Annotated in this window: 28 protein-coding genes and 3 pseudogenes; 23 read left to right on the forward strand and 8 right to left on the reverse strand. The window is 46.0% G+C overall.

Translation table 11 applies throughout. The features are described from left to right. The 16 genes and pseudogenes from RE628_RS12565 (at window position 1) to RE628_RS12635 (ending at window position 11033) form a co-directional block, all read left to right on the forward strand. A complete protein-coding gene (locus RE628_RS12565) occupies window positions 1-510 on the forward strand; it encodes a glycoside hydrolase family 95 protein (RefSeq protein WP_309158987.1) in 510 nt (169 codons plus the stop codon). Beyond that, window positions 510-1634, forward strand: coding sequence for a glycosyl hydrolase family 95 catalytic domain-containing protein (locus RE628_RS12570; RefSeq protein WP_309158988.1), 1125 nt, complete (start codon window positions 510-512; stop codon window positions 1632-1634). Before RE628_RS12565 ends, RE628_RS12570 begins: the two co-directional genes overlap by 1 nt. A 44-nt stretch (window positions 1635-1678) precedes the next feature. Beyond that, window positions 1679-1936 (forward strand): annotated as a pseudogene (locus RE628_RS29620) (glycoside hydrolase family 95 protein); the annotation flags it as partial. Between the two features lie 90 nt (window positions 1937-2026). Continuing rightward, entirely contained in the window at window positions 2027-2308 is a 282-nt protein-coding gene (locus tag RE628_RS12575; RefSeq protein ID WP_309158989.1) for a glycoside hydrolase family 95-like protein, read from the forward strand. Window positions 2309-2408: 100 nt separating this feature from the next. Then, window positions 2409-2756 carry a sugar-binding domain-containing protein gene (locus RE628_RS12580; protein WP_309158990.1) on the forward strand — a complete coding sequence of 116 codons (348 nt, stop codon included), beginning with the start codon at window positions 2409-2411 and terminating at the stop codon, window positions 2754-2756. 122 nt (window positions 2757-2878) lie between these two features. Next, window positions 2879-4111 carry a glycoside hydrolase family 2 protein gene (locus RE628_RS12585; RefSeq protein ID WP_375143111.1) on the forward strand — a complete coding sequence of 411 codons (1233 nt, stop codon included), beginning with the start codon at window positions 2879-2881 and terminating at the stop codon, window positions 4109-4111. 22 nt (window positions 4112-4133) lie between these two features. Next, window positions 4134-4817 carry a discoidin domain-containing protein gene (locus tag RE628_RS12590; protein ID WP_309158991.1) on the forward strand — a complete coding sequence of 228 codons (684 nt, stop codon included), beginning with the start codon at window positions 4134-4136 and terminating at the stop codon, window positions 4815-4817. Window positions 4818-5467: 650 nt separating this feature from the next. Beyond that, window positions 5468-5605, forward strand: a complete 138-nt coding sequence (locus tag RE628_RS12595) for a hypothetical protein (RefSeq protein WP_309158992.1) — start codon at window positions 5468-5470, stop codon at window positions 5603-5605. Window positions 5606-5790: 185 nt separating this feature from the next. Beyond that, window positions 5791-6372 carry a YdeI/OmpD-associated family protein gene (locus RE628_RS12600; protein WP_309158993.1) on the forward strand — a complete coding sequence of 194 codons (582 nt, stop codon included), beginning with the start codon at window positions 5791-5793 and terminating at the stop codon, window positions 6370-6372. A 103-nt stretch (window positions 6373-6475) separates the two neighbouring features. Continuing rightward, window positions 6476-6856 carry a VOC family protein gene (locus tag RE628_RS12605; protein ID WP_309158994.1) on the forward strand — a complete coding sequence of 127 codons (381 nt, stop codon included), beginning with the start codon at window positions 6476-6478 and terminating at the stop codon, window positions 6854-6856. A 41-nt stretch (window positions 6857-6897) separates the two neighbouring features. Further along, entirely contained in the window at window positions 6898-7371 is a 474-nt protein-coding gene (locus RE628_RS12610) for a DinB family protein (protein WP_309158995.1), read from the forward strand. Window positions 7372-7410: 39 nt separating this feature from the next. Beyond that, the gene (locus RE628_RS12615; RefSeq protein ID WP_309158996.1) at window positions 7411-7731 is read left to right on the forward strand and encodes a VOC family protein; all 321 of its coding nucleotides are present in this window, start codon (window positions 7411-7413) and stop codon (window positions 7729-7731) included. A 183-nt stretch (window positions 7732-7914) separates the two neighbouring features. Then, the gene (locus tag RE628_RS12620) at window positions 7915-8343 is read left to right on the forward strand and encodes a pentapeptide repeat-containing protein (RefSeq protein ID WP_309158997.1); all 429 of its coding nucleotides are present in this window, start codon (window positions 7915-7917) and stop codon (window positions 8341-8343) included. A gap of 149 nt (window positions 8344-8492) precedes the next feature. After that, on the forward strand, window positions 8493-9176 hold the full coding sequence (locus tag RE628_RS12625) for a copper amine oxidase N-terminal domain-containing protein (RefSeq protein ID WP_309158998.1): 684 nt from the start codon (window positions 8493-8495) through the stop codon (window positions 9174-9176). A gap of 225 nt (window positions 9177-9401) precedes the next feature. Then, a complete protein-coding gene (locus RE628_RS12630; RefSeq protein WP_309158999.1) occupies window positions 9402-10355 on the forward strand; it encodes an aldo/keto reductase in 954 nt (317 codons plus the stop codon). Between the two features lie 121 nt (window positions 10356-10476). Beyond that, window positions 10477-11033 (forward strand): annotated as a pseudogene (locus RE628_RS12635) (GNAT family N-acetyltransferase). Window positions 11034-11111: 78 nt separating this feature from the next. Here the strand turns inward: RE628_RS12635 and RE628_RS12640 are convergent. The 7 genes and pseudogenes from RE628_RS12640 to RE628_RS12670 form a co-directional block, all read right to left on the reverse strand. Further along, window positions 11112-12023, reverse strand: coding sequence for a Ger(x)C family spore germination C-terminal domain-containing protein (locus RE628_RS12640; protein ID WP_309159000.1), 912 nt, complete (start codon window positions 12021-12023; stop codon window positions 11112-11114). A gap of 77 nt (window positions 12024-12100) precedes the next feature. After that, window positions 12101-12256 carry a hypothetical protein gene (locus tag RE628_RS12645; protein ID WP_309159001.1) on the reverse strand — a complete coding sequence of 52 codons (156 nt, stop codon included), beginning with the start codon at window positions 12254-12256 and terminating at the stop codon, window positions 12101-12103. Continuing rightward, window positions 12253-13377, reverse strand: coding sequence for a GerAB/ArcD/ProY family transporter (locus tag RE628_RS12650; protein ID WP_309159002.1), 1125 nt, complete (start codon window positions 13375-13377; stop codon window positions 12253-12255). Before RE628_RS12650 ends, RE628_RS12645 begins: the two co-directional genes overlap by 4 nt. Window positions 13378-13386: 9 nt before the next feature. Then, the gene (locus RE628_RS12655) at window positions 13387-14847 is read right to left on the reverse strand and encodes a spore germination protein (RefSeq protein WP_309159003.1); all 1461 of its coding nucleotides are present in this window, start codon (window positions 14845-14847) and stop codon (window positions 13387-13389) included. Window positions 14848-14943: 96 nt separating this feature from the next. Next, window positions 14944-15279: a Crp/Fnr family transcriptional regulator gene (locus RE628_RS12660; RefSeq protein WP_309159004.1), complete on the reverse strand. Its 336-nt coding sequence runs from the start codon at window positions 15277-15279 to the stop codon at window positions 14944-14946. A 54-nt stretch (window positions 15280-15333) separates the two neighbouring features. Next, a pseudogene (locus RE628_RS12665) lies at window positions 15334-15531 on the reverse strand (cyclic nucleotide-binding domain-containing protein); the annotation flags it as partial. Next, the gene (locus tag RE628_RS12670; RefSeq protein WP_309159005.1) at window positions 15486-15632 is read right to left on the reverse strand and encodes a hypothetical protein; all 147 of its coding nucleotides are present in this window, start codon (window positions 15630-15632) and stop codon (window positions 15486-15488) included. The gene RE628_RS12670 and the pseudogene RE628_RS12665, both read right to left, overlap by 46 nt. 124 nt (window positions 15633-15756) lie before the next feature. Between RE628_RS12670 and RE628_RS12675 the strand changes: the two genes are divergently transcribed. Further along, window positions 15757-16053, forward strand: a complete 297-nt coding sequence (locus tag RE628_RS12675) for an HAD family hydrolase (protein ID WP_309159006.1) — start codon at window positions 15757-15759, stop codon at window positions 16051-16053. After that, complete coding sequence (locus RE628_RS12680) at window positions 16040-16513, forward strand: HAD family hydrolase (RefSeq protein ID WP_309159007.1); 474 nt, start codon at window positions 16040-16042, stop codon at window positions 16511-16513. Before RE628_RS12675 ends, RE628_RS12680 begins: the two co-directional genes overlap by 14 nt. Before the next feature lie 104 nt (window positions 16514-16617). On the opposite strand, the gene RE628_RS12685 is transcribed toward RE628_RS12680, so the two are convergent. Continuing rightward, entirely contained in the window at window positions 16618-17799 is a 1182-nt protein-coding gene (locus RE628_RS12685; RefSeq protein WP_309159008.1) for a multidrug effflux MFS transporter, read from the reverse strand. 384 nt (window positions 17800-18183) lie between these two features. Here RE628_RS12685 and RE628_RS12690 point away from each other — a divergent pair, with 384 nt between their 5' ends. The 5 genes from RE628_RS12690 (at window position 18184) to RE628_RS12710 (ending at window position 22135) form a co-directional block, all read left to right on the forward strand. After that, the gene (locus RE628_RS12690; RefSeq protein ID WP_309159009.1) at window positions 18184-18735 is read left to right on the forward strand and encodes a GNAT family N-acetyltransferase; all 552 of its coding nucleotides are present in this window, start codon (window positions 18184-18186) and stop codon (window positions 18733-18735) included. Between the two features lie 100 nt (window positions 18736-18835). Next, complete coding sequence (locus RE628_RS12695; protein WP_309159010.1) at window positions 18836-19465, forward strand: HAD family hydrolase; 630 nt, start codon at window positions 18836-18838, stop codon at window positions 19463-19465. A 111-nt stretch (window positions 19466-19576) separates the two neighbouring features. Continuing rightward, entirely contained in the window at window positions 19577-20509 is a 933-nt protein-coding gene (locus RE628_RS12700) for an AraC family transcriptional regulator (RefSeq protein WP_309159011.1), read from the forward strand. A gap of 249 nt (window positions 20510-20758) precedes the next feature. Further along, on the forward strand, window positions 20759-21946 hold the full coding sequence (locus RE628_RS12705; protein ID WP_309159012.1) for an MFS transporter: 1188 nt from the start codon (window positions 20759-20761) through the stop codon (window positions 21944-21946). Window positions 21947-21988: 42 nt separating this feature from the next. Continuing rightward, entirely contained in the window at window positions 21989-22135 is a 147-nt protein-coding gene (locus tag RE628_RS12710; RefSeq protein ID WP_309159013.1) for a hypothetical protein, read from the forward strand. Window positions 22136-22272: the final 137 nt, after the last annotated feature.

The raw sequence follows: 22272 nt of genomic DNA on the forward strand, positions 1-22272 counted from the left end.
ATGAACAAAGCAACCTCTCCATGGTGGTACGATAAGCCTGCAGGGTCATGGGACGAAGCGGCGCCGATCGGGAACGGTAAGCTGGGCGCGATGGTATTCGGTCACCCCAGCAAAGAGCGGATTGCGCTGAACGAGGACAGTGTCTGGTACGGAGGTCCGCGGGACCGCAACAATCCGGACGCGCTGGCCCATCTGGCGGAGATTCGCCGGGCGATTGTACAGGGAGAGCTCGACGTGGCTCACCGGCTCGCGGCGATGGCATTGTCTGGCGTACCTGAATCGCAGCGCCATTATATGCCGCTCGGCGACATGAGAATCGAGTTCGCAGAAGGTGGTGACTGGAGCGAATATCGCCGGGAGTTAGATATGATGTCTGGCGTCGTGAGCGCCTCGTACCTGCGTGATGGCGTACAGTACCGGCAGGAGGCGTTCGCCAGCTATCCGGATGGCATAATGGCGTTCCGGTACGAATCGGACTTGCCGGGGGCATCTCGCTCACGGCACGCCTGATGCGTGGCGATATGAACAGATACTTTGACGAGATTGCTCGACCAGCGTGCGCAACGCTGATCATGCGGGGCAACTGTGGCGGACAAGGTGGTATGGATTTCCGCATCGGATTGCGGGCGATCTCGAGGAATGGCAATGTCCGGCGGATCGGGGAGTACCTGGTCGTCGATAAAGCGGACAGCGTACTGCTGCTTGTATCGGCGGCGACCTCGTACCGCCATGACGATCCCGAAGCCGCGGTGCTCGCGTCGCTGGAGCGGGCGAGCGGGCGTGGGTACGATGTGCTCAAGGAGCGCCACGTCCGGGACTTCAAGGCACTGGCTGACCGTGTCTCATTGCGGCTTGATGGCATGGAGGAACATGAAGGATTACCCGTTGATGTCCGGCTGGAGCACGTCAGGCAAGGGGGCGACGACCGGGGGTTGGATGCGCTGCTGTTCGACTTCGGCCGCTATCTACTCCAGTCGAGTAGCCGTCCAGGCTCGCTCCCCGCGAATCTGCAAGGAATTTGGAATGAGAATATGCTGCCGCCTTGGGATAGCAAATATACGATCAACATCAACACACAGATGAACTATTGGCCTGCTGAAACCTGCAATCTCGCGGAGTGTCACGAGCCACTGTTCGACCTGATTGAACGCATGAGAGAGCCTGGTAGGCGGACTGCACGGATTATGTACGGCTGTGGGGGCTTCGTCGCCCATCACAATACCGACATTTGGGCCGACACCGCGCCGCAGGACACCTGGTTCCCGTCGACCTATTGGCCGATGGGTGCCGCCTGGTTGTGCTTACATCTGTGGGAGGCGTATGCCTTCAGCGGAGATGCCACGTTTCTGGAACGTGCTTATCCGACGATGAAGGAGGCAGCGACGTTCTTTCTGGATTTCCTCACGGAGACCGAGGACGGCCATCTGGTGACGAGTCCGTCTGTCTCTCCTGAAAATATATATGTGCTGCCAAACGGCCAATACGGCACGATTTGCAGAGGGCCATCGATGGACAGCCAGATTTTGTACGAACTCTTCTCCGCTTGTATTGAGGCGTCCTGCCGGCGACGACAGGACGAAGCGTTTAGGGCAGCCTTGATAGAGGCGCGGAGTAGGCTGCCCAGCCGGCTGTAGACGGAAACGGGCAGCTAATGGAGTGGATGGAGGATTACGAGGAAATGGAGCTGGGGCACCGCCATATCTCTCATCTATTTGCCTTGCATCCAGGTAGCCGGATCACCTTGAGGGATACGCCGGCATGGGCCGCCGCCGCACAAACGACGCTGGAACGGAGACTGGCCCACGGTGGCGGGCATACCGGCTGGAGCCGTGCCTGGATCATCAACTTCTGGGCTCGGCTGGAGAAGGGCGATCAGGCATACGACAATATTCGTGCGTTACTCGCCCAATCCACGCTGCCTAATCTGCTCGACAATCATCCTCCATTTCAAATTGACGGCAACTTTGGCGCTACGGCGGGCATCGCAGAGATGTTGCTTCAGAGCCATGCCGGCGTCATCCGTCTGTTGCCGGCACTCCCGAAGGCGTGGCCCTCTGGTTCTGTCGCCGGTCTGCGGGCTCGGGGATGCTGCGAGGTGGATATCCGCTGGTCGAGTGGCATGCTGGACGAGGCAACGATTCGGGTGCGCGAGGGCGGGAGCGGGCATTTACGCCTATTTGCAGGCATGCAAGTAACCGTGATTTCGGGGGAGGTGCCTGTCAATGTGGTATACGCCGTAGATGGCACGGCAGAATGGCCTGCGACGGCAGGTTCGACTTACATCGTAAGACCTCGTCTTACCTCCTGAGAAGCGGATCGCGGACGCCGGGGAGACGTTCGCGATTCGCTAATTATAATGAAGGGAAGTAGAAGCCTTTATGTCAAACCTCGGTCACAGACATTAGGAATTGATCAATCGTGAGTGGACATTCATGTACGGAGATATCCCGGAGGCAAAGGCGGAATCGTTCGACGACTCAACGTGGTACACTGTCGGACTTCCGCATTCGTTCGGCATTCCGTATTTCATGGAAAATGATTTTTATGTTGGATATGGCTGCTATCGTAAACGCCTCCATATCGACGCTTCATGGCTTGGCCGGAAGATCGGTCTTGAATTCCAGGGCGTTTTTCAAGATGCCGAGATCTATCTTAACGGTCGTCTGGCTGGTAGCCATCAAGGCGGCTATACCGCATTCTTCATCGATATCAGCGAACTGGCTCATGCAGGGACAATCTGCTGTACGTTCGTGTGAACAATCTGTGGAATCCGCGGCTCGCGCCGCGAGCCGGCGAGCATGTTTTCAATGGCGGCATCTATAGGGACGTCAGTCTGATCGTCACGGATCCGCTACATGTTGCTTGGTACGGCACGTTCGTGACGACGCCTGAAGTGTCGAGTGAGCGGGCGTCGGTCGAAATCAGGACGGAGGTCGTTAACGAAGGCGTTGCGTCTGTAAGCTGTACGCTCGTCTCGAGCGTGACTTATGCGGACGAGATAGTATTTGAAACGAAACAGCAACTGTCGATCGCGCCGGGCGAAAGTCTGGAACTCGTCGACTGCGGCCTTGTCGATTCGCCGCAGCTATGGCACCCCGATACACCGTGTCTGTACCAGCTACGCACCCAAATTTACCGGTTGGATGTGCCGGTTGACGAATACGATACGAGCTTCGGCATCCGCTGGTTCAGGTTCGATGCACACGAGGGCTTTTTTCTCAACGGGGAGCACTTTGATATTCACGGTGCTAATGTGCATCAGGATCACGCTGGCTGGAGCGACGCCGTCACACGTGCAGGGATGGCGCGCGATATTAAACTCATGAAGGATTGCGGCTTCCAGTTCATCCGTGGTTCGCACTATCCGCATCATACATGGTTCGCGGACGAGTGCGACAAACAAGGGATGCTGTTCTGGTCGGAGCTGTGCTATTGGGGGACGGGTGGACCCAAGGTAGAGGGTTACTGGACGAGCAGCGCTTACCCTGTCCGGGACGAGGACAAGGAGGCGTTCGAGGCCAGTTGCCTGTTGGCTCTGCAGGAGATGATTCGGACGAACCGAAATCATCCGAGCATTATCGTGTGGAGTATGTCCAACGAGCCGTTCTTCAGTGACCTAGAGGTCATGAACGAAGCGCGCACCCTTATCGTAAGACTGGTAGAAGAGTCGCATCGTCTCGACCCGTCGCGCCCCGCGGCTGTCGGCGGAGCGCAGCGTATGGGCTTCGACGCGCTAGGCGATCTGGCGGGATACAACGGCGACGGGGCCGCCTTGTACGTGGACCCGGATTCCCGAACTTTGTATCCGAGTACGGCAGCTTCATCGCCGACCGTCCGGGTGAATATGCGCCGTACTACGGGTACGGAGTGGAGCACAATCCGAGCTGGAGATCAGGAAAGGCGCTGTGGTGCGGAATTCATCACGGAAGCATCTTTTCCGATATGGGCCATATGGGGATCGTCGATTATTACCGGCTTCGCTCAATGCCTGGTACAGGTACAGGTACGAATTGCTTGGCATCGAACCGCCGACTCCTGCGCGCGACGGCGTGGGTCATGCGCTGAGATTGACGACGGATCGTACCGTCATCCGGACGGATGGGACGGATGACGCCCATCTGATCGTGCAACTTATGGACATCGACGGTCAACGGGTCAACTGTCCGGCGACGGTCACACTGGAGGTAACGGACGGTGATGGCCTGTTCCCAACGGGACGCACGATCGAACTATCGACTGAGGCCGGTAGCTTTCTGGACGGCATGGGCGCAATCGAGCTGCGGTCCTATTACGCTGGCACGATCCAGGTACAGGCGCGGTGCGGGGAGTTGAAGAGCGAGCTGACGCTTGAGGCGGTGGGGGCGGTGCCATTGGCGGGGCAGCCGTTACGCTGGCAGTCGGGACCGCCGTCACGCATGAAGGCGCCGGGCGAGGATATGATCTTCAATATCGCCAGGAGCCGTCCCGTGTTTTGCAGCAGCTATGCCGAAGGTTTTCTCTCGATGAATGTGACCGACGGCACCGCGGATACCTGCTGGATGGCCGCCGCAGACCGGAGCGAAGAATGGATCATGGTGGATTTGGAGGGGAGGAAGAGCGCCGACAGAGCCGTGATCATGTTTGCCGAATCGGTCGAAGAGTCTATAAAGACAGAGATCGAATATTCTTTTGACGGGAAGACGTTTTTGAAGATCGATGGCGTGAAAAAGGAAGAAAACTTCTTGTACTTTGATTTTCCTGCAAGAGAACTTCGCTATTTGAAGTTGACCTTCCCCGATTCACCGGCGGCGATCATAGCAATCGACATTTACACCTGAGGACGAGAGCGATTCGTCCAAATCACCTTCTTGAACAGGCTGTAGATATAATTTGACGTCAGTTGTTCCGCCCATTCTTCCAGCTCAAAAGGAAGGTGGGCTTTTTTTCATGAACAGCAAAACATGAATGATTCGGTCGATGCTCTGAGATTGCCAACTTATAGCGCGTCAAACCTCTAAGAACGATTTCGCGGTGTAAGCGATCGTTTTGTCCTTCCGTCGACTTATAATGCATTTCCATCCACGTGTAATACTACGGGCGCCAAATTGCCAATGGATCCGGCATTCGTCCCTACGTGGGGAAATAGTGGCCTGCCACCTTTTGAACGCATCGGAAAAATTATCGTATTTCCCCTCGTGAAAAACCCACGTTCTTCTCGTAGGTAAATGCTCAGTTTTCCTAGTCGGAATTCGAATTTGAACGATCTTTCGTACCAAATATATTTTCCTCTATTCAACACGAGAAACGGAGCGCCGAAATTTTCGAGCAGGCTATTAGGTCATGCGCTACATGTTCCGATCCATGGCACGCCATCGTGGATCGCGCCCCTCTTATGTTCTTGGTCGTCGTATCCGAGTCCGCTCTTCTCAATGTTTTACTTAAGCAGCTATGCTATTCCTCCGTGATGGCCCTTTTTTGTAAAAGGGTTTTGAAAAGACAGGCTTCAGCTTGGGGGATATTTAATCAGCGCTTGCTGGCTAACGGCATCGATCTGGTTATATCAAGGGTACTTGGAGGCTTCGTACGAGAAGAAGCGAGGTTATCGGAAGTAGGTACTCGGAAGTAGTTGCAGTGACATATGAATATGATCAAGGTATAATCTGATTAGTAAAGATTAACATTATTCCCGCATCAGGATGGTCTCATATCGGACGATTTTATGGTGCGGGATTTTTGTTTGAACTATCCTTTATCGGAGCAAAGCGTTGTCCATATAAACAGGATGAATATTGTGGTAACGGAGGCAATAGAATGGCGAAAAACACTGATTTGCCTATTATGTTATTCAGTGGTCAGCAGGATTTTGAGGACTGGCTCTCACAGCATCACGAAACCTCAGAAGGAATTATGTTGAAGATTGCGAAGAAGAATTCTGCAATCACTACTGTGTCTTATAGCGAAGCGCTAGACTGCGCATTATGTTATGGATGGATTGACAGTCAGAAGGAAAAGTGTCATGAGGATACTTGGCTGCAGCGTTTTACTCCTCGCAAAGCCAGAAGTATCTGGTCGAAGGTGAATAAGGAGAAAGCGGAAGTTCTTATCGCTAATGGTAGAATGAAGCCAGCCGGTCACCAAGCGATTGAGGTAGCTAAGCAGAATGGACGATGGGATAACGCCTACGAATCACAAAGCAAGGCCACCCTGCCGGAGGATTTTGCGAGTAAATTGGATGAGAATCTGCGGGCGAAAGAATTTTACGCTATGTTGGACAGCCAAAACAAATATGCGATCTTGTTTAGAATTAATAACGTCAAGAAGCAGGAGACGAGGCAGAAACGGATTGAACAGTTTATTACGATGCTGGAGCGGCATGAGAAGATTTATCCGTAGGTGGAACACGATATACAGATATAACGGGGAAATTATGAATATTATTAAATAAGTATCAGATTGTCTGCAGTATTCAAGAAAATCCAGAAAGGGTGTGTATTCAGTGAAACAACCATTTCTGCATAAACTGGAGCATGTACAAATTCCAGTGAGAAAGTTGGAAGAATCTATAGAGTGGTATACTACTAATCTTGGTTTTCGACTACAGAGTAAGTCTGATAAAAATAGGCACGCTTTTCTAACTTTGTCTGAAGGCACAATGTTAATGTTGTGGGAGACGTTGGATGACAGTCAAGCTAACTTTACTGTAAACGGGGAGATCATGCCGGTACTGCTGTTCAATACAACGAGAATCCATGAACTATTTCAATTACTGAAGTCTTTGGGAAGTGAGATTACTTTTTATCAAAATGAAGGGTTTGGCTGGGTTCTTAAGTTCATTGATCCCAATGGGAATATGTTGGGGGCCATTCAATACAACTAATCAATCATATAAATATTGCAGATAGGGTTGGAGGAGCATCTATGAAATATCTTTTTAAATATAATTGGGAAAATAGAGACCAATGGTTTGAGTTATGCCGTCCGTTATCTGAGGAAGAACTGCTCCGGAATCGAGCAGGTGGCGTCGGATCCATTCTGAAAACGCTATTTCACATTGTCGATGTCGAGTATAGTTGGATTCAAGGTATTAGTAATAATCCCGTCACTGACCCCAAGTTTGAAGATTACATGAGTGTAGATCTCATTCATCAATTATCCAATGAGTATCGTCCTCAGATCGAGCAATACTTAGCTAATTGGAAGAATGATATGGAATATGTAACGGTTCAGGTCCCTTGGAATGACGATTCCTATTTTGCAGGAGAAGTGCTAAGGCATGTCATCATGCATGAAATTCATCATATCGGACAGTTGTCTATATGGGCTCGAGAAACAGGAGTTCAGCCGATTTCAGCGAATTTTATAGAAAGGGGTTTCATGAAAATTGGATCATAAATATATTACGCGATTTACATGACTCGGAGGTCAAGGATAATGGCAGTTGAAAGTACAAGGCATTCTTGCACGTTAGCACCATGGTTATCTGTCAGCGATGGCAGAAGAGCGCTTTTTTATTATAAATCTGCCTTTCAAGCTAACGAAGTTTATCATTTAGAGGATCCTAGTGGTGCGATTGTCTCTAAACTCTCTATTGGTGCTGCTGAATTCTGGGTTAGTGACGATCCAGAAGCTAGTAACGGAAATGCCATTCCGATGATCTTAACTGTAGACGATCCTGATTCTGTATTTGAACAAGCATTAGTTGCGGGCGGGAGGAAGTTTATCCTGTTAGCGATTCTCATAATTGGCGAATAGGAAGATTGGTAGATCCGTTTGGATTCCATTGGGAAATAGGGCGTCCAGATATATGATGAAGGATGTAGTAAACACAACATACGACCGAGCTTAAGATATTTGTTATCTAAGGCTGGGTCGTTTTGTAAGTAACGTTAAGATTATTGAATCATTAACTAAGACTTTGAAGAGAGGATTGATTAGATGGAAAGAGAAAAAATAAAAATTGTTAATACATGGGGACTCATTGAGACAGAGCAAGCATGCTTGGATGGATCGATATTTATAGCGACTGGCGCTGAGAGACTGTATATGGAAGATGTTTCGCTTGCCGGAACCAAAATAACCAATGCAAATCTCAGCAATCTCGAGATCGACGGAGCACAGTTGGGAGGGGCTTACTTTCATAATATCGGCATTCCACGAGAAGGAGACTTTCACTATAATCCAGATACTGCGGGAAAGCCTGTCAGATTCGAGCATTGTGAGCTTGTACAGAGTAGTTTTACGAAGTGTGATTTACGTAAGGTTGAGATTCATGAATGCAAACTGGAGGGAATGCGGATCAATGGGATATTGGTAGAAGATCTTCTGAATGCATATGCCAAATTGCAGGTTAAAAATGAAGAGTGAGATGAGTATTCATCGTTGGCGATTTCACCGCTATGAACAACTTCATCAGTAAGGAAACAGTACTACACAATTAAGTTCTTCTCTTTGTAAAGTGTACATGCTAACATAGACCATAATTGTATATATCATACTAAGGAGTTGCATATTGCATGAGAAGAACTAGAAAAAGTATATGCGCTGGTATAATCGCCGTTGTGCTGCTTCTCACAAGCTCTGTGGCTTCGGTGTCCGCACATCCAGGTAGAACAGATGCAAATGGCGGGCATACTTGCCGCACGAATTGTGCGAAATGGGGATTAAAGAACGGAGAGTATCATTATCATAATGGTGGGGGTTCAAGCAAATCCAACTCTTCCAGTAAGAAGAGCACGACCAAAACAACGACTAAGAGCAAGATGACTACTACAAATAAAACAACGACCAAGAGCAAGACAATAACAACTTCGAGCAAATCCAAGCCAGCGACACCGACCTATGTGAAGTCAGGACTTATCGTCTATGTTAACGGAACGAAACTCTCATTTGATAGTGATCCATTGATCTATGAGAACACCAATTTACTTCCACTTCGCGAGATTGCCGAAGGAATGGGGGCAAGTGTTACCTGGAATAAGCAGAGTGGAACGATCACGGTGGAGAAAGATGTTCATAATATGACCTTAACGCTGGACAGCAAGACCGTGTATTATAACGGCAAGGCCGAGACCGCGAGTGCCGCACCGAAAGTGATTCAAGGAATTACATATGTACCCGCTCAAGTCTTCGCTAGAGGTCTGGGAGCTTCGGTATCCTATAATCAAAGTACGAACACATTAGATATCACCTACGAATAACAATGATGTACATTTAGTAGGGGACATTAAATAACAGTGCATTAAAAGTCCTTGTTGAGTGCTTTTAACGTACTGTTTTTTTATGGATTGAAGTCCTTGCGTTGACAAATTATATTTTTGTGAGATAGAATACTCTAAATGATTAAACGTTCGAACATTTAATCATTTAGGCGTTTTTCTATAATAAATGATTAGTTTATAACGATGTGGAAAGGTGTGTTTTAAATGAAAAACGTAAAAATACCTCCAATTGCACTTGGAACTTGGTCTTGGGGAAATGGTATAAATGGTGGAGATGCTATATTTGGCAATAATCCTTCTGAAAAGGAGCTACAACCCGTTTTTAATGCAGCTATGAATGCTGGATTTAATCTGCTGGATACAGCAGCCGTTTATGGAATGGGTGCATCTGAGACTATTTTGGGGAGTTTTATTAAAGATAGAAGAAGTGATGTGTTAATTTCAACAAAATTCACTCCACGTGGAGAACAGCCAGAACACGCACTAGAGGAAATGCTCACACAGAGTTTAAATCGGCTTCATATTGATTTTGTTGATTTTTATTGGATTCATAATCCAAATGATGTGGAAAGATGGACTTCTAAACTAATTCCATTGATGAAAAACGGAAAAATCAAATACGCAGGTGTTTCTAATCATAATTTAGAAGAGATCAAGCTAGCGGCTGCAATCCTTGAGAAAGAAGGTTTACAACTTTCAGCCGTGCAGAACCACTATAGTCTGCTTTATCGCTCATCTGAACAAGCTGGGATAATTGATTGGTGCAAAGAAAATAACATTTTATTTTTTTCGTACATGGTATTAGAACAAGGAGCTTTAACAGGAAAGTATAATATTCAGAATCCATTTAAGCCCGGAACGAGACGTGGAGATGCCTTTACTCCTGAGGTACTGCAAAAGCTAGACCATTTAATCGATGTTATGAGAGCAATAGGAAATAAGTATGGTGTAGAATGCGCACAAATTGCTATGGCTTGGGCTATTGCGAAAGGAACTGTTCCAATCATCGGTGTAACAAAAACAAAACATGTTGAAGATGCGGTTACCGCAGCTGGGATAAAATTAACAGAACAAGAAATCATAAGCTTAGAAACAGCTGCAAAGGAAACAGGTGTTGAAATTAAAGGGACGTGGGAGAAAAGTATGCACTTAATATAGGGGACAAGCAACCGTCATTTTTATATGATTACTCATCCGAATTTCAAATAAAGGGTATCCGTATCCTAATTGTTAGATGTATAATCATGGGAAAGAAATAAGCGAGAAAGGACGGTTGTTCATGAAGCTGTTCCCTCAGTTAGAAACGGAAAGATTTATTTTACGCAAGCTGACAGCGGCGGATGCCGGCGATATATTCCATTATTTCTCCAATGATGAAGTGACCAAGTATTATGAGGTTGAGAGCTTCGTAGAGTTGAAGCAGGCGCAGGATCTAATACAGTCGTGGAACAGCCGTTATACTAAGAAGATGGGGTTCCGTTGGGCGATTGCGGATAAGCTGAGTAATAAGGTGATCGGAACGTGCGGTTATCGCAATTGGGTAAAGGAACACTATAAAGCGGAGATTACCTTCGAGCTTAACCCGATCTATTGGGGCAGGGAGTGATGTCGGAGGTTCTGCAGGAGATCATGCGCTTTGGCTTCGATGATCTTGGATTGAACCGTATTGAAGCTTACATTGATTCTGATAATATCAGATCTAGGTATTTACTGGAGAAGACAGGATTTTTTGAGGAAGGCTATTTGAAACAGTGTTTCTACGAGAAAGGTCAGTTTGTGGATGCCGTACTATTCTCCTTATTGAAGGAACAGTACCGGGATAAAATTATAAGATGAGGATTTTCAGTTACTCTATTTATCAAAAGGAACTCAAAGAATCAGCATGCCGTACCTTCGGATGCTGATTCTTATTATTTACTCCAAAGTACCAGTACGGATAACTCTTATCTTTACATTCCCATGAATAGTGAAAGAAGGGAAGACACTGCTCCAATTTGTCGATTTGAGCTGAGCTTGTGAAACCTGACTTCGGTACACTTCCTTAAAGCCGATGCAATCGGAGTTTACAGCCTTCAGCTTGTTCAGAAATTCCTGAAGCTGATTGGATAATTCTATATCCAATTGTTTCTTAATGGCCACGACTGCTTCTGGCTTATCGAACTGATATGGTTCTGATATTTCTTGAATGTCGATGTCCATATTGATCCCTACGTTGAATTCAATGTTATGGGGATTTATAAGCTTCACTTTAGCTTTATTTTTAATGATTTTCATGACAACTTTTACATCTTGATCCGTGCTTTCATTCTCCAGAAATTTATTCATTCCACTCTTATTCAGGTTTTCTTTTTTTATAGTGGTTTCATACTGATAAGCCGTGGGCTCTCCTCTAAGTGATTTCAGAAAAAAACCTTCCCTAGGTGATGCTTGACCGACCATTTCATCATCATGAAAAAGAGCGATATTCGTCAAGACTATTCTTTCTTCCTCACGTTTAATGATGGGCAGTACGATATCTCTTGACATATCGCGACCACGGCATCGCGTAAATTCATGCAAAGTCATAATGGGGCTCCAGCTCTGCTGAGTATTATGGTCAAGCAAATCGTTCAGATATGTGCCGATATCTGCAAGATCTTCGTAAGAGTGAGACAGTAGATCTTCTACATTGCCATCCACAATCGCTAGCTTGATCATATCTCCAAGTGAAGGATCGCGGCTTAATACATCGATCTCGTTAATCATATGGAGGCGAAAGATATCTTTATCTAACAAAATTACACGGGTTTGACCGCTAGCCAATTCATAGGGGAGGCTTTCATTCATTTTCCGGCGAGCCCCTTTGCTTGTCATGGCGTTAACGGAAAGCGTTCGCTTACTCTTTTGGTATTCTGGTGTGGACTCTAGAAAGAAGCTGTAACCTGAAATGAATGGTCTTTCTTTGCATCATAACCAAGGGCAATAACAATCGAGATATCTTCCAGAACATTTGTCTTGAGGCATCCGGATAGCAATAAGGAGAAGGATATCAAAATAAGGCTCAGACGGGTTATCCTCATTTTGAATCACCTCCGGCAGATTTACGCCTTTGTCGGATACTCAATACTATTCCTGCAATCAAGGCGAGAATTAACGGATATATATAGCTAAGTATTATATTGAATACATTAATCCAATGATTGACTTGGTTAATTTTCGTATGCTCCTCAATATTATAAGAGATAACAAAAATCAACGTCATGACTATGATCATGATCGCTTTTGGATTGCTATTCCACATCCGTTTGCATCCTCTACTAATGGCCCAAGTGCTTATCGCAATTCCGGTTAACACAATGACCATCCATATAGAAATTACGATGAACTCCAGACGCTCGAGAAAAGGATACTTGATGATTTTAAGCATGTTAATAGATGGCCAGATGGACTTCTCTAATTGACATGAGGAGAAATACACAGTTGAAATCAACATTAAGACGAGATATATAAGATTGGTGAATCCAGCTCCCAACTGAACATGCATTTGAGCCTGCTGTTTATTGCGAACAAATGGATATAGCAGCATAATGATCTCAAATCCGGCCAAGCTAAATGCCATTTGTAGCGATCCTTGAATAACTTTCAAAGGTTCATCTGTATACAAGGGGAGAAGATGGCTCCATATGGCATACTTCAGAGGATAATAAAATAACAAAGAAGTAATCAGAATGATAATAAAGCCAATGACGCACAAACCTACAATAACCCGAATACCCCCATTTCCAACATACACCGTCAATATGGATAACAACAGAATGACCAACCATGAGGAGATATCAGGGAAGATCCATGTCTGAAGAACCTCTACATAATTTCGTATAATAATCGCTGAGACTGCAAGGTAATAGAGCATGTATATTAAGTTCAGCGTCATTCCGATCCCTTTACCGAATATATCGTAATGGATCCCAAATAAATCTGAGGATTCATACTTTCGCAGCATACGTATGATAAGCCAGATGACCAAGTGAGTCACGATTCCCGCTAGAAGAACAGACATCCAGGCATAGTGTCCGGCAAGTTTATTAATAGGTCGTTGAAAATTAAAAATACCAACCCCAATTTGAAAATTACAAATAATCAACGATAGCAAGAAAGCATGAAATTGCAAGTTTTTGTTAGGCAGGCTGTTGATTTTCATAGTTTCTCCTTAGTCGGAATGATCATTTGATTTCATCCATTGAAGGATCCGATTACTTAAACGTTGTTTATTATTTCGAGTGAAATCTGTCTTATAGTGGAACAGTGATGGGACTGTAAGCAGCATAGATCGAATAAGCCCATTCTTGCTTGGAGGATAGAGTGGAAATAGATAGGGCTTCCCATAACTCGTCATACGCAGCAAATGAATGATGAGTACTATGCTTAGGAAGACAATTCCCGGCAAACCGAGAAATCCGGCAATTAATAGCATTGGAAAACGGATGATTCGAATGGTGGAACTCATCATATAATTCGGAGTTGTAAAGGATCCAAGTGCAGCGAGGGCCACTAGCATGATCAGCAAATTGCTAGTAAATCCTGCTTCAACGGCTGCTTGTCCGATGACTATACCACCAACGATACCAATCGTCTGACCTACCTTTGACGGTAATCTGGCGCCTGCTTCACGAAGCAGTTCTATAGCTATTTCAAGTATCAGCGCTTCAATCAGTGGAGGGAAAGGTATTTTAGCGCGTGTAGATATAAGTGGATTAAGTAGTGGTGTCGGTATAATAACATAATGGTATGTAACCGCCGCAACATACAATGGGGTTAAATAAATAGAGATACATAATGCTATACTTCTCAGACAACGGTTAAATAGGCCAATTCCCCAAGTGGAATACCGGTCCTCTACCGAGTGAAAGAAATCAATAAAGGCATTTGGACCGATGATGACTTGTGAATTACCCTCAACAATAACGACGACTTTCCCTTCAAGAAGCGCTTGGGAGGTACGATCAGGGCGTTCCGACAGACTGCTCTCCGGAAATAACGAGTATTTATTATCTTGAAGAAGCTGTAGAAATAAGGGGCTACCTATAATTCCTTTATTCTGTTGGTTGCGGATACGCTCCCGAATCAATTCGACGAAGGGCTTGCTATCGGAGTCATCCATGTAGAGAATACTCGCTAGCGTGTTCGTGTCTGATGGAAGCTTAACGGACTCCTGGATGAGCCTTTCGTTAGTAATATAAGAGCGAAGTACCGCGATATTTTGCTCCATGGATTCAGTAAAGGCCATTTGCGGGCCGTAAATTGTCGATTCAGTGTCTGCATTACCTGGCGAACGCGTAGGAATGGATGCAATATTAATCAGAATGACTTGAGCAGATTCAGCAAGTGTAATGAGCACATATCCACTAAGCAGCTTCTCAATAGACTGCTCAAGGCTGTCCACCATTTTACAGTCTCCGATGGCGACCCAGTCCAGGACTTCATCTAGGGAATTTGCCTCGCCGTCCACAGGTAAACGTCCCAAAATATTTACATTTAACTGTAGGCTATCCACCATACCGTTCATATAGGAGACGGCTAAGGATTTACCGATTCCTTTGACGATCAATCCACCACTGCCATGGAGGAATTGACCGAGTTTATTCTGTAATTCTTCGCTGTATCTCGACATCAGATTCAACTCCTCTGATTTACTGGAAATTAGCTGTTCTAAAGCAGAATAAACTTATGTTATCCAAGGTCGCACTGAATATGCATGATTTTCCTGCTACTCATATCGGATGCCGTTCGATATTTCCTCTAAGCGTGCCCAATCTGATATGACGAGCCGCTTCTTCTCTTTAATGACCACGTTCATTACCATCAGCTTATGAATAACACGGTTAAGATGTCGCGGTGTGGTACCGATTAATGAAGCGATCTCGGAAATATGCGGGGTTAGGATTTCTTTGCCGAATTCATTTTGTAGCCTTGTTGTTAATAAGTAGCTAGCAAAACGTTCCTCCACGGATGCGAGCAGGTTGACTCTTGAAGCCGTGGTACAGGTTTGAAGCTTATAGGACAAGTGTCTTAGTAGCTCATTTAAGAAGCTGTTCTCCTGCATAAGCACGTTCTCTACGGTATCTTTATTAATGAATAAGAAGGTAGTGCGCTGAACGGCTTCGACTTGAGATTGTATGACTACCTTCTGAATTAGCTCAATATCTCCAAAGAGAGATAAAGGATGGCAGAACCGAAGTAGAAGTGATTTACCTGTCTCGACACTGGATGAGACCCGTGTTCTGCCTTCAACTTGAAAGTAAATGCCGTCTAATTCGGATCCTTCCCGAAGTATGACTTCACTGCGTTCATAGATGCGAAGCTGTAGAGAAAGACGGTCCGGTTGCGAAAGAGATGTTCCAAATGATATTGTTGAATATAGTTCTGAATGCGGATCTGATCCACCGTTGATTTCATAATTACCTCCTAATTTCGGACATATGTCCTTTTTATTATACAGATAATTGCTATGATGTAGTGGTAGTTCGAATAGCTCGTATCAATCATGAGGTAAATGAATAGAAAAAGAAGGAGTAAGGGCATGAAGTTTGTATTTGATCTCGATGGCACGATATGTTTCTCTGGTAAACCGCTAAGTACCGAAATGACTCGGGCTCTCGATCATCTGGTGGTGCGAGGGAATGAAATTATTTTTGCTTCCGCTAGGCCGATCCGCGATCTGCTGCCAGTGCTGCCGTCCCATATGCATAGCTATTCAATGGTTGGTGGGAACGGGGCCTTTGTGGCCGCAGAGGGACATATGGTGTCAACGATCCATTTTGACGAAGAGACGAAGGAACGAATCGTTCGTCTGATAGAACAATATGAGGCCGGCTGACTTAGCCGATAGTGAATGGGATTATGCATATACGGGGAATGTAGAGCATCCAATTAGACGGAATCTGGACCCTGAGAGCCGAGCTCATAATAGAGCCCTTGATGAGTTGAATGAACTCGTGAAGGTTGTTATTCTTAACAGTCTCGACCCGGAGCAGCTGCTCGCTGAACTGCAGAAGCTGCCGATTGTCATTCATAGGCATCATGCGGAAGATATTATCGATATCAGTCCAACGGGTGTTAACAAATGGGCGGGGCTACAGCAGCTAGGTCTCCGCGCTCAAGAGTTCATTGCATTCGGCAATGACGCCAACGACATCTCGATGTTTGAACAAGCATATTACTCTGTCTGCGTTGGGGATCATACTGAACTCTCAAATATGGCATCTGAACAAGTTGGAAATGCTGAGCAGCGAGTGATAGAGAGAATAGAGAAATTCGCGAATATATGTACTTGCTAGAATAATATAGAAGGCAGTCCTGCCGAAGTGCAGGACTGCCTTATTTTCTATTTGCCCCGGATTAACGCTCCTTATAAGCAATGATGTTGTTTATAGTCTACCATTTATTTTACTGTAATATATCTCCGACTAAGCAGCCACATCATCCCGCTTATCGCTAGGAAGTAGAGAGGCATCGTTAGCAATGAACCATTATGAAGCAGGCTCATTCCCCAGGTTGCCAAGCTGACTAGTAAGTAGTACCCCAAGCTGAATATCGCACCTGCTGTGCCGATCACGTCATGGAAACTGACTAATGCAAGGCTCAGACAATTGGGAAGAGCGATCCCAGACCCGAGCAGCATAATGAATAAAGCGATCAGAATGCACACAATAGCGATCAAGTCGGATAACATAGATAAACTACTTGCTATGGCTAGCAGTATAGCGCCGACGGTCATCACCAGACAGCCGATATGAATGATCTTCTCCGGTGCATAGATGGTCAGCATCCTTTTGGAGATCATCGCCCCGATTACAGAAGCGAGAGCAACGACTATACCCAAGAAGCCGTAAGCTCCTGGTGTTATATGAAAATACTCAATGAACAGGAAAGGAGCTTCCGCATAATAGCTGAATAGAACCCCATTAATGCCGCCAATGAGCAGTCCGAACACAAGCACTCGCGGTGATATCAGAATTCTTTTTAATACGGGTATGATGGCTACCTTAGTTCTGGCTGATACATCGGTTGTCTCTGGCAATCTCAAGAAAGCATACAAAAATAGTAGAACACTCATAACGACCAAGGCGAAGAATACCGCTCTAAAGCCAAAAAACTGGTCGATCCAACCGCCGATGAGCGGTCCGACGGCTGGTGTGAAGGCGATGACCGCGGATATTTGCGCGAACATAACATGTCGCTTATCACCGGATACACTCTCACGAAGGATCGTCTGGGTAATAACCGACCCTGTTGCCGCCCCGAAAGCCTGAATGAAACGGCTGACAAGCAATAGCTCGATAGATCCTGAGTAATAGCACATCAAGCTCCCTGCTCCATATACAAGGAGCCCGCCGAGCATTGCGGGTCTGCGACCTAAAAGATCGGAGAGCCATCCCCAACAGAATACACCCAACGCGAATCCGATAAAATAAATACTTAATGTCAATTGCACGGAGCTATTGGAGACACCAAGCGATGCTGAGATGTCGGGCAAGGATGGTGTATAGATGGTCTCACTTATTTGTGGAAAAGCCACAAGGATAATCATTAATAACAGAGATGGAACTGCATATTTCTTCATTCTATTTAGCCCTCCTACAAGCTAATATTCTGTCTGCGAATTACAACAAGAATATGAGCTTAGCTAGGGAAACGGGGGCATCATGATGGCAATACGGCCATATATCATCATTTCGTTCAGATTCCTTTCATATGTATGTGTAGGAGGGTTTAATTAATATCAATATTTGATACTTCGGATTACATTAGCATAGGTTAGAATGTAGAGTCAAGAATAGAAGAGTGTCTGAATTTCTGGCATGTCGGGATGGCTAGGAGAAAATTTAAAAATTATAAGAAATAAATTAGGCGCAAATACATGTTTTGGTAGAAAAAAAGCAGGGTTCAAAGTACAATTTAACAATGAGCATATCCATGAAATGAAGGAACCAGGAGGTGGGTTGAAATGCATTTTGTAACGAAACGGCTGACGATCAGGGAATTTGGATTGGAGGATATCGGTGATGTCCATAAGTATGCTTCGAACCCACTAGTAACCAAACATATGATTTGGGGTCCGAATACGGAAGACGAGACGAGGGAATATGTTGAACTGGTCATGGAACAGCAGCGTCAGGTACTTCGTCAAGACTATGAATTTGCTGTGGTACTTAACGCAACAGGGGAATTAATAGGAGGCTGCAGTCTTCATATCAGCAAATCAAGACAAGCCGAGATCGGATACTGTTTCGACCCTGCGTTCTGGGGACAAGGATATGCAACGGAAGCCGCGGGTGCGATGATTAGTTTTGGTTTCGGGCAACTGGGGATTCACAGAATTTATGCGACATGCCGACCGGATAACCTGGGCTCCGCCAAGGTCATGCAGAAGAATGGTATGAAATACGAGGGGCATTTGCGAGAGCATTTATGGCATAGAGGGAAATGGCATGATTCATACCAATATTCACTACTAGAATCTGAGTTCGTCTCTTCGGAGTTCGGGACCCGTCTGTGAAGTTACAATATGGGAATGGTCCTGACGAATGTAACATTATCTTATTGAGATTCGTTGTATTGTTGAGCGAACAAGTTATGGGTTCGACGATGATCCGGAGGTGAGAACAATCTATAAGACTTTTATTTTTGACGTTGATGGTACTTTAATCAATACAGAAGAAGCGGTGTTTGGATCGTTGCAGAAGATGCTTGAGCTTGAATATAACAAGAGCTATAAGCGTGAAGAGCTGTCATTTGTATTAGGTATTCCGGGCTCACGAGCTCTTCCACAGTTCGGAATCGAGGATATTGAGAGAGCAAATGAATTATGGAATCGGTATATGAAGGATTTTATGGATTCGATCCATGTGTATCCCGGCGTGGAAGAACTGCTATGTACTCTGGCTTCCAGAGGTGTTCAATTAGGAATCGTGACCTCGAAGACAAAGGCGGAACTAAAGGATGATTTTGAACCCTTTGGTCTACTAAAATATTTATCGGTCGTCGTCTGCGCCGATGATACCGAACATCATAAACCTCATCCTGAGCCAATCCATAAGTTCCTGGAGGTTGCCGGAGCAGATCCGGATAGTGCAATCTACATAGGGGATACCGTCTATGATTCCAGTTGTGCTCGTGATTCCAAGGTGGCTTTTGGCCTGGCTACGTGGGGAGCAAACCCAGCGCATAACATTGAAGCGGACCATTATTTTCAGAATCCAGAAGAAATTTTACAATATATAAAATGAAAGATTAGCAGGCACTGCTGATCATCATCATATCACTTGTGAACAGGGCAAGCAGTTGATCACTTGGATATTTGATAAAGAAGCCAGTTTAATTCAAGAGGTATAAAATCCATGAAGAATACAGATTTTCATCGCAATTTCAATTTATTCTTTGATGGTCTGGGATTACAGCGGCAATATACCGACCGCTCTGAACCGATGGAGCTGAGCTCGTTAATGGGGACAGGGCGGGTTCAGCGCTATGTGCCTCGCCATGATATGAATATTGTTGTCTCTGAGATGACATTTCAACGTGAAGTCGATGTATCGCTTAAAACCGGTATGCCAATGATTGAGCTTCATTATTGCTCACAAGGCACTCGGCAGTTTAGTGCGGATGGAGAGGAGTATCATTTGGCTCCGGGGATGATCAGTTTGCAGCTTATTCGCGAGACAAAGGTACGGTTCGAATTCGAGGAAGAGCAGCCTTATCAAATGCTCGGCATCGGGATTCCTGTTTCCACTTTTCATCATTTCTTAGAGGGTGCTGACAGCAGCAGGCCGGTTGATTTCAATAAACTGCTTGGTCAACGGAGTTACCGCGTCTTCCAAGAGAGAGTTGATCCGGCATCTTCCATGACCATAAAACGTCTGATGCAGGCGCTTCAGCAAAAAGGCATCAGTAATTTGGAGCTAGAGTGTAGTGTTCTTGAATTGCTGTCATCTTCGTTTCAGTCGCTACTGATTAAACGTAAAACATCGAATTTATCCAATAGCGATGTAGACAAAATAAAGAAAGCGCGGGAGATCATTCTGGAATGGATGGCGGATCCGCCTACATTAATTGAGCTATCCCGGATGATCGGCTTGAATGATTATAAATTGAAGGTTGGCTTTAAAGAGATGTACGGCACGACTGTCTTCGGATATTTGCGGGAGAAGAGGCTGGAGAAAGCGCTGCTTCTGCTTCAGGAAGGAAATATGAATGTTTATGAGACCTCGCTCGCCGTCGGATATTCTAATCCAAGTCATTTTGCACAAGCATTTCGGGATAAGTATGGGTAACTCCGGGAAGTCTGGCCCGACGCTCTTCGATTCAACCCCCGAATTCTCTATCGTAAATGATATATTACAAATGAACTGCTCTTTTGGGCAGTTTTTTTGTTGTCTTCATCGCTCCCTTGAACCGTAGAAATACTCCGTCCAGTGGTGGAGACAGGGCTTAAATCCAAGGTAATATGAACAAGTGATAATGAAAATCATTCGCATTAACGAATGGGGTTCGAAAACAGCGATAGATAGGAGTGAAAAGATGTGAAATACAGATTCACTGTAATGTTTCTTATTGTATTGTGTGGCATGATATCGATCGCTGCCTTTAATCCAATTATCGGCCCGCTATCCCGAGATTTGGGTCTTAGCGAGCTTCAGTCGGGATGCTTGGTATCGGTAGCCGGTCTTTGCTGGCTGCTAGGAGGGTACTTCTGGGAGAAACAAACCTTCATGAGCAGGAAGAAGATGCTGGCGTCCATTATGTTCGTCTATTTGATCACGCTGGTCATATTCGCTCTGCTTGCGGACTATGCAGCAGCTCATTGGCAAGGTTCGTCAGGGCTATTCTGGATTTTCTTCTTGCTGCGCGCTGTCGCAGGCTTCTTCTTCGGGGGAATTCCGGCCAAGGCGCAAGCTTATGTGATGGGGTGGACAACACAAGAGACGCGGACGAAAGGCATGGCTTTATTCGGAGCGGCGAACGGACTCGGGTTCGTATTAGGCCCGGCGATGAGTGGAGGCATGGCGGCGATTGGACTGACAGCTCCGATGTACGCTGTAGCCATACTGCTTGCCCTAATGATGATTCTGCTGGGATTATTGATCGAGGATGAACCGGAACAGAAGACGGTCCGCAGCGCCAAGGCTTCTTCACTCTCGCCGCTGGACGGAAGAATTCGCCTGTATCTATGGATCGGTTTGATGCTCTCTTTTGCCTTGAATATTGTTCAAGTGACAATCGGTTTCTATGTCCAGGACCATCTTGGATATGATGCCCGCCAGGCCACACAATTGATCGGGCTGGGACTGGCTCTGTCAGGAGTCATGGTCGTACTCTCACAGATCGTAATCAGTAAGCTGAAATGGAAATCTGACCATGTGCTTCGGGTTGGTTTGCTGTTCGTTGTACTCGGACTGCTGGGGCTTGTCGCTTTCATCCAGTATGCCTATGTCGATTTCCTTCTTCTCGGAATCGGGATTGGCTTCACATTGTTAGGTTATAGTGCAGGAGCGTCGCTGGCCGTACAGGATGAGGAACAGCGGAGTGTCGCTTCCTATATCGCCGCTTTGCAGGGAGGGGGCTCTTTCCTGGGTCCAGTTACTGGAACGGCATTATACACGGTGAATATAGCGGCACCTTACTCGTTCTGCGTGCTGTTAATCTGTGTGACCGGGCTCTTCTCCTTAAGAAGAAAGACGGTTCGTGTTCCGTCTGATCTATCGCAATAATGAATGATCTATAACGATCTCCGGCTTCCACCGGCGCCGGGCTTGCCTGAGCCTGACGCATGGGGCGGCAAAGTGACCAGTCTTGAGGGGCTGTCCACGCTGAATCCTGATCATCTGATTTTGATGGCCGATAGCTCGGACAACGTACTGGAGAAGAGCAGTATCTGGAACAGCCTGAAGGCAGTCTAGGCAGGCAAGGAATATCGTATGACAAGCCGCCAGAATTACAATGAAGCCTTATTTGCCCTGGGCAAGAAATCGCTGATGAATCAGTTTGTCGAGGATATCCTGAAAGGCTTGCAATAAGCGTTTTGTGGAGGAGGGAT

Source organism: Paenibacillus sp. D2_2 (assembly GCF_031199965.1).
In the GTDB taxonomy this organism is placed as follows: domain Bacteria; phylum Bacillota; class Bacilli; order Paenibacillales; family Paenibacillaceae; genus Fontibacillus.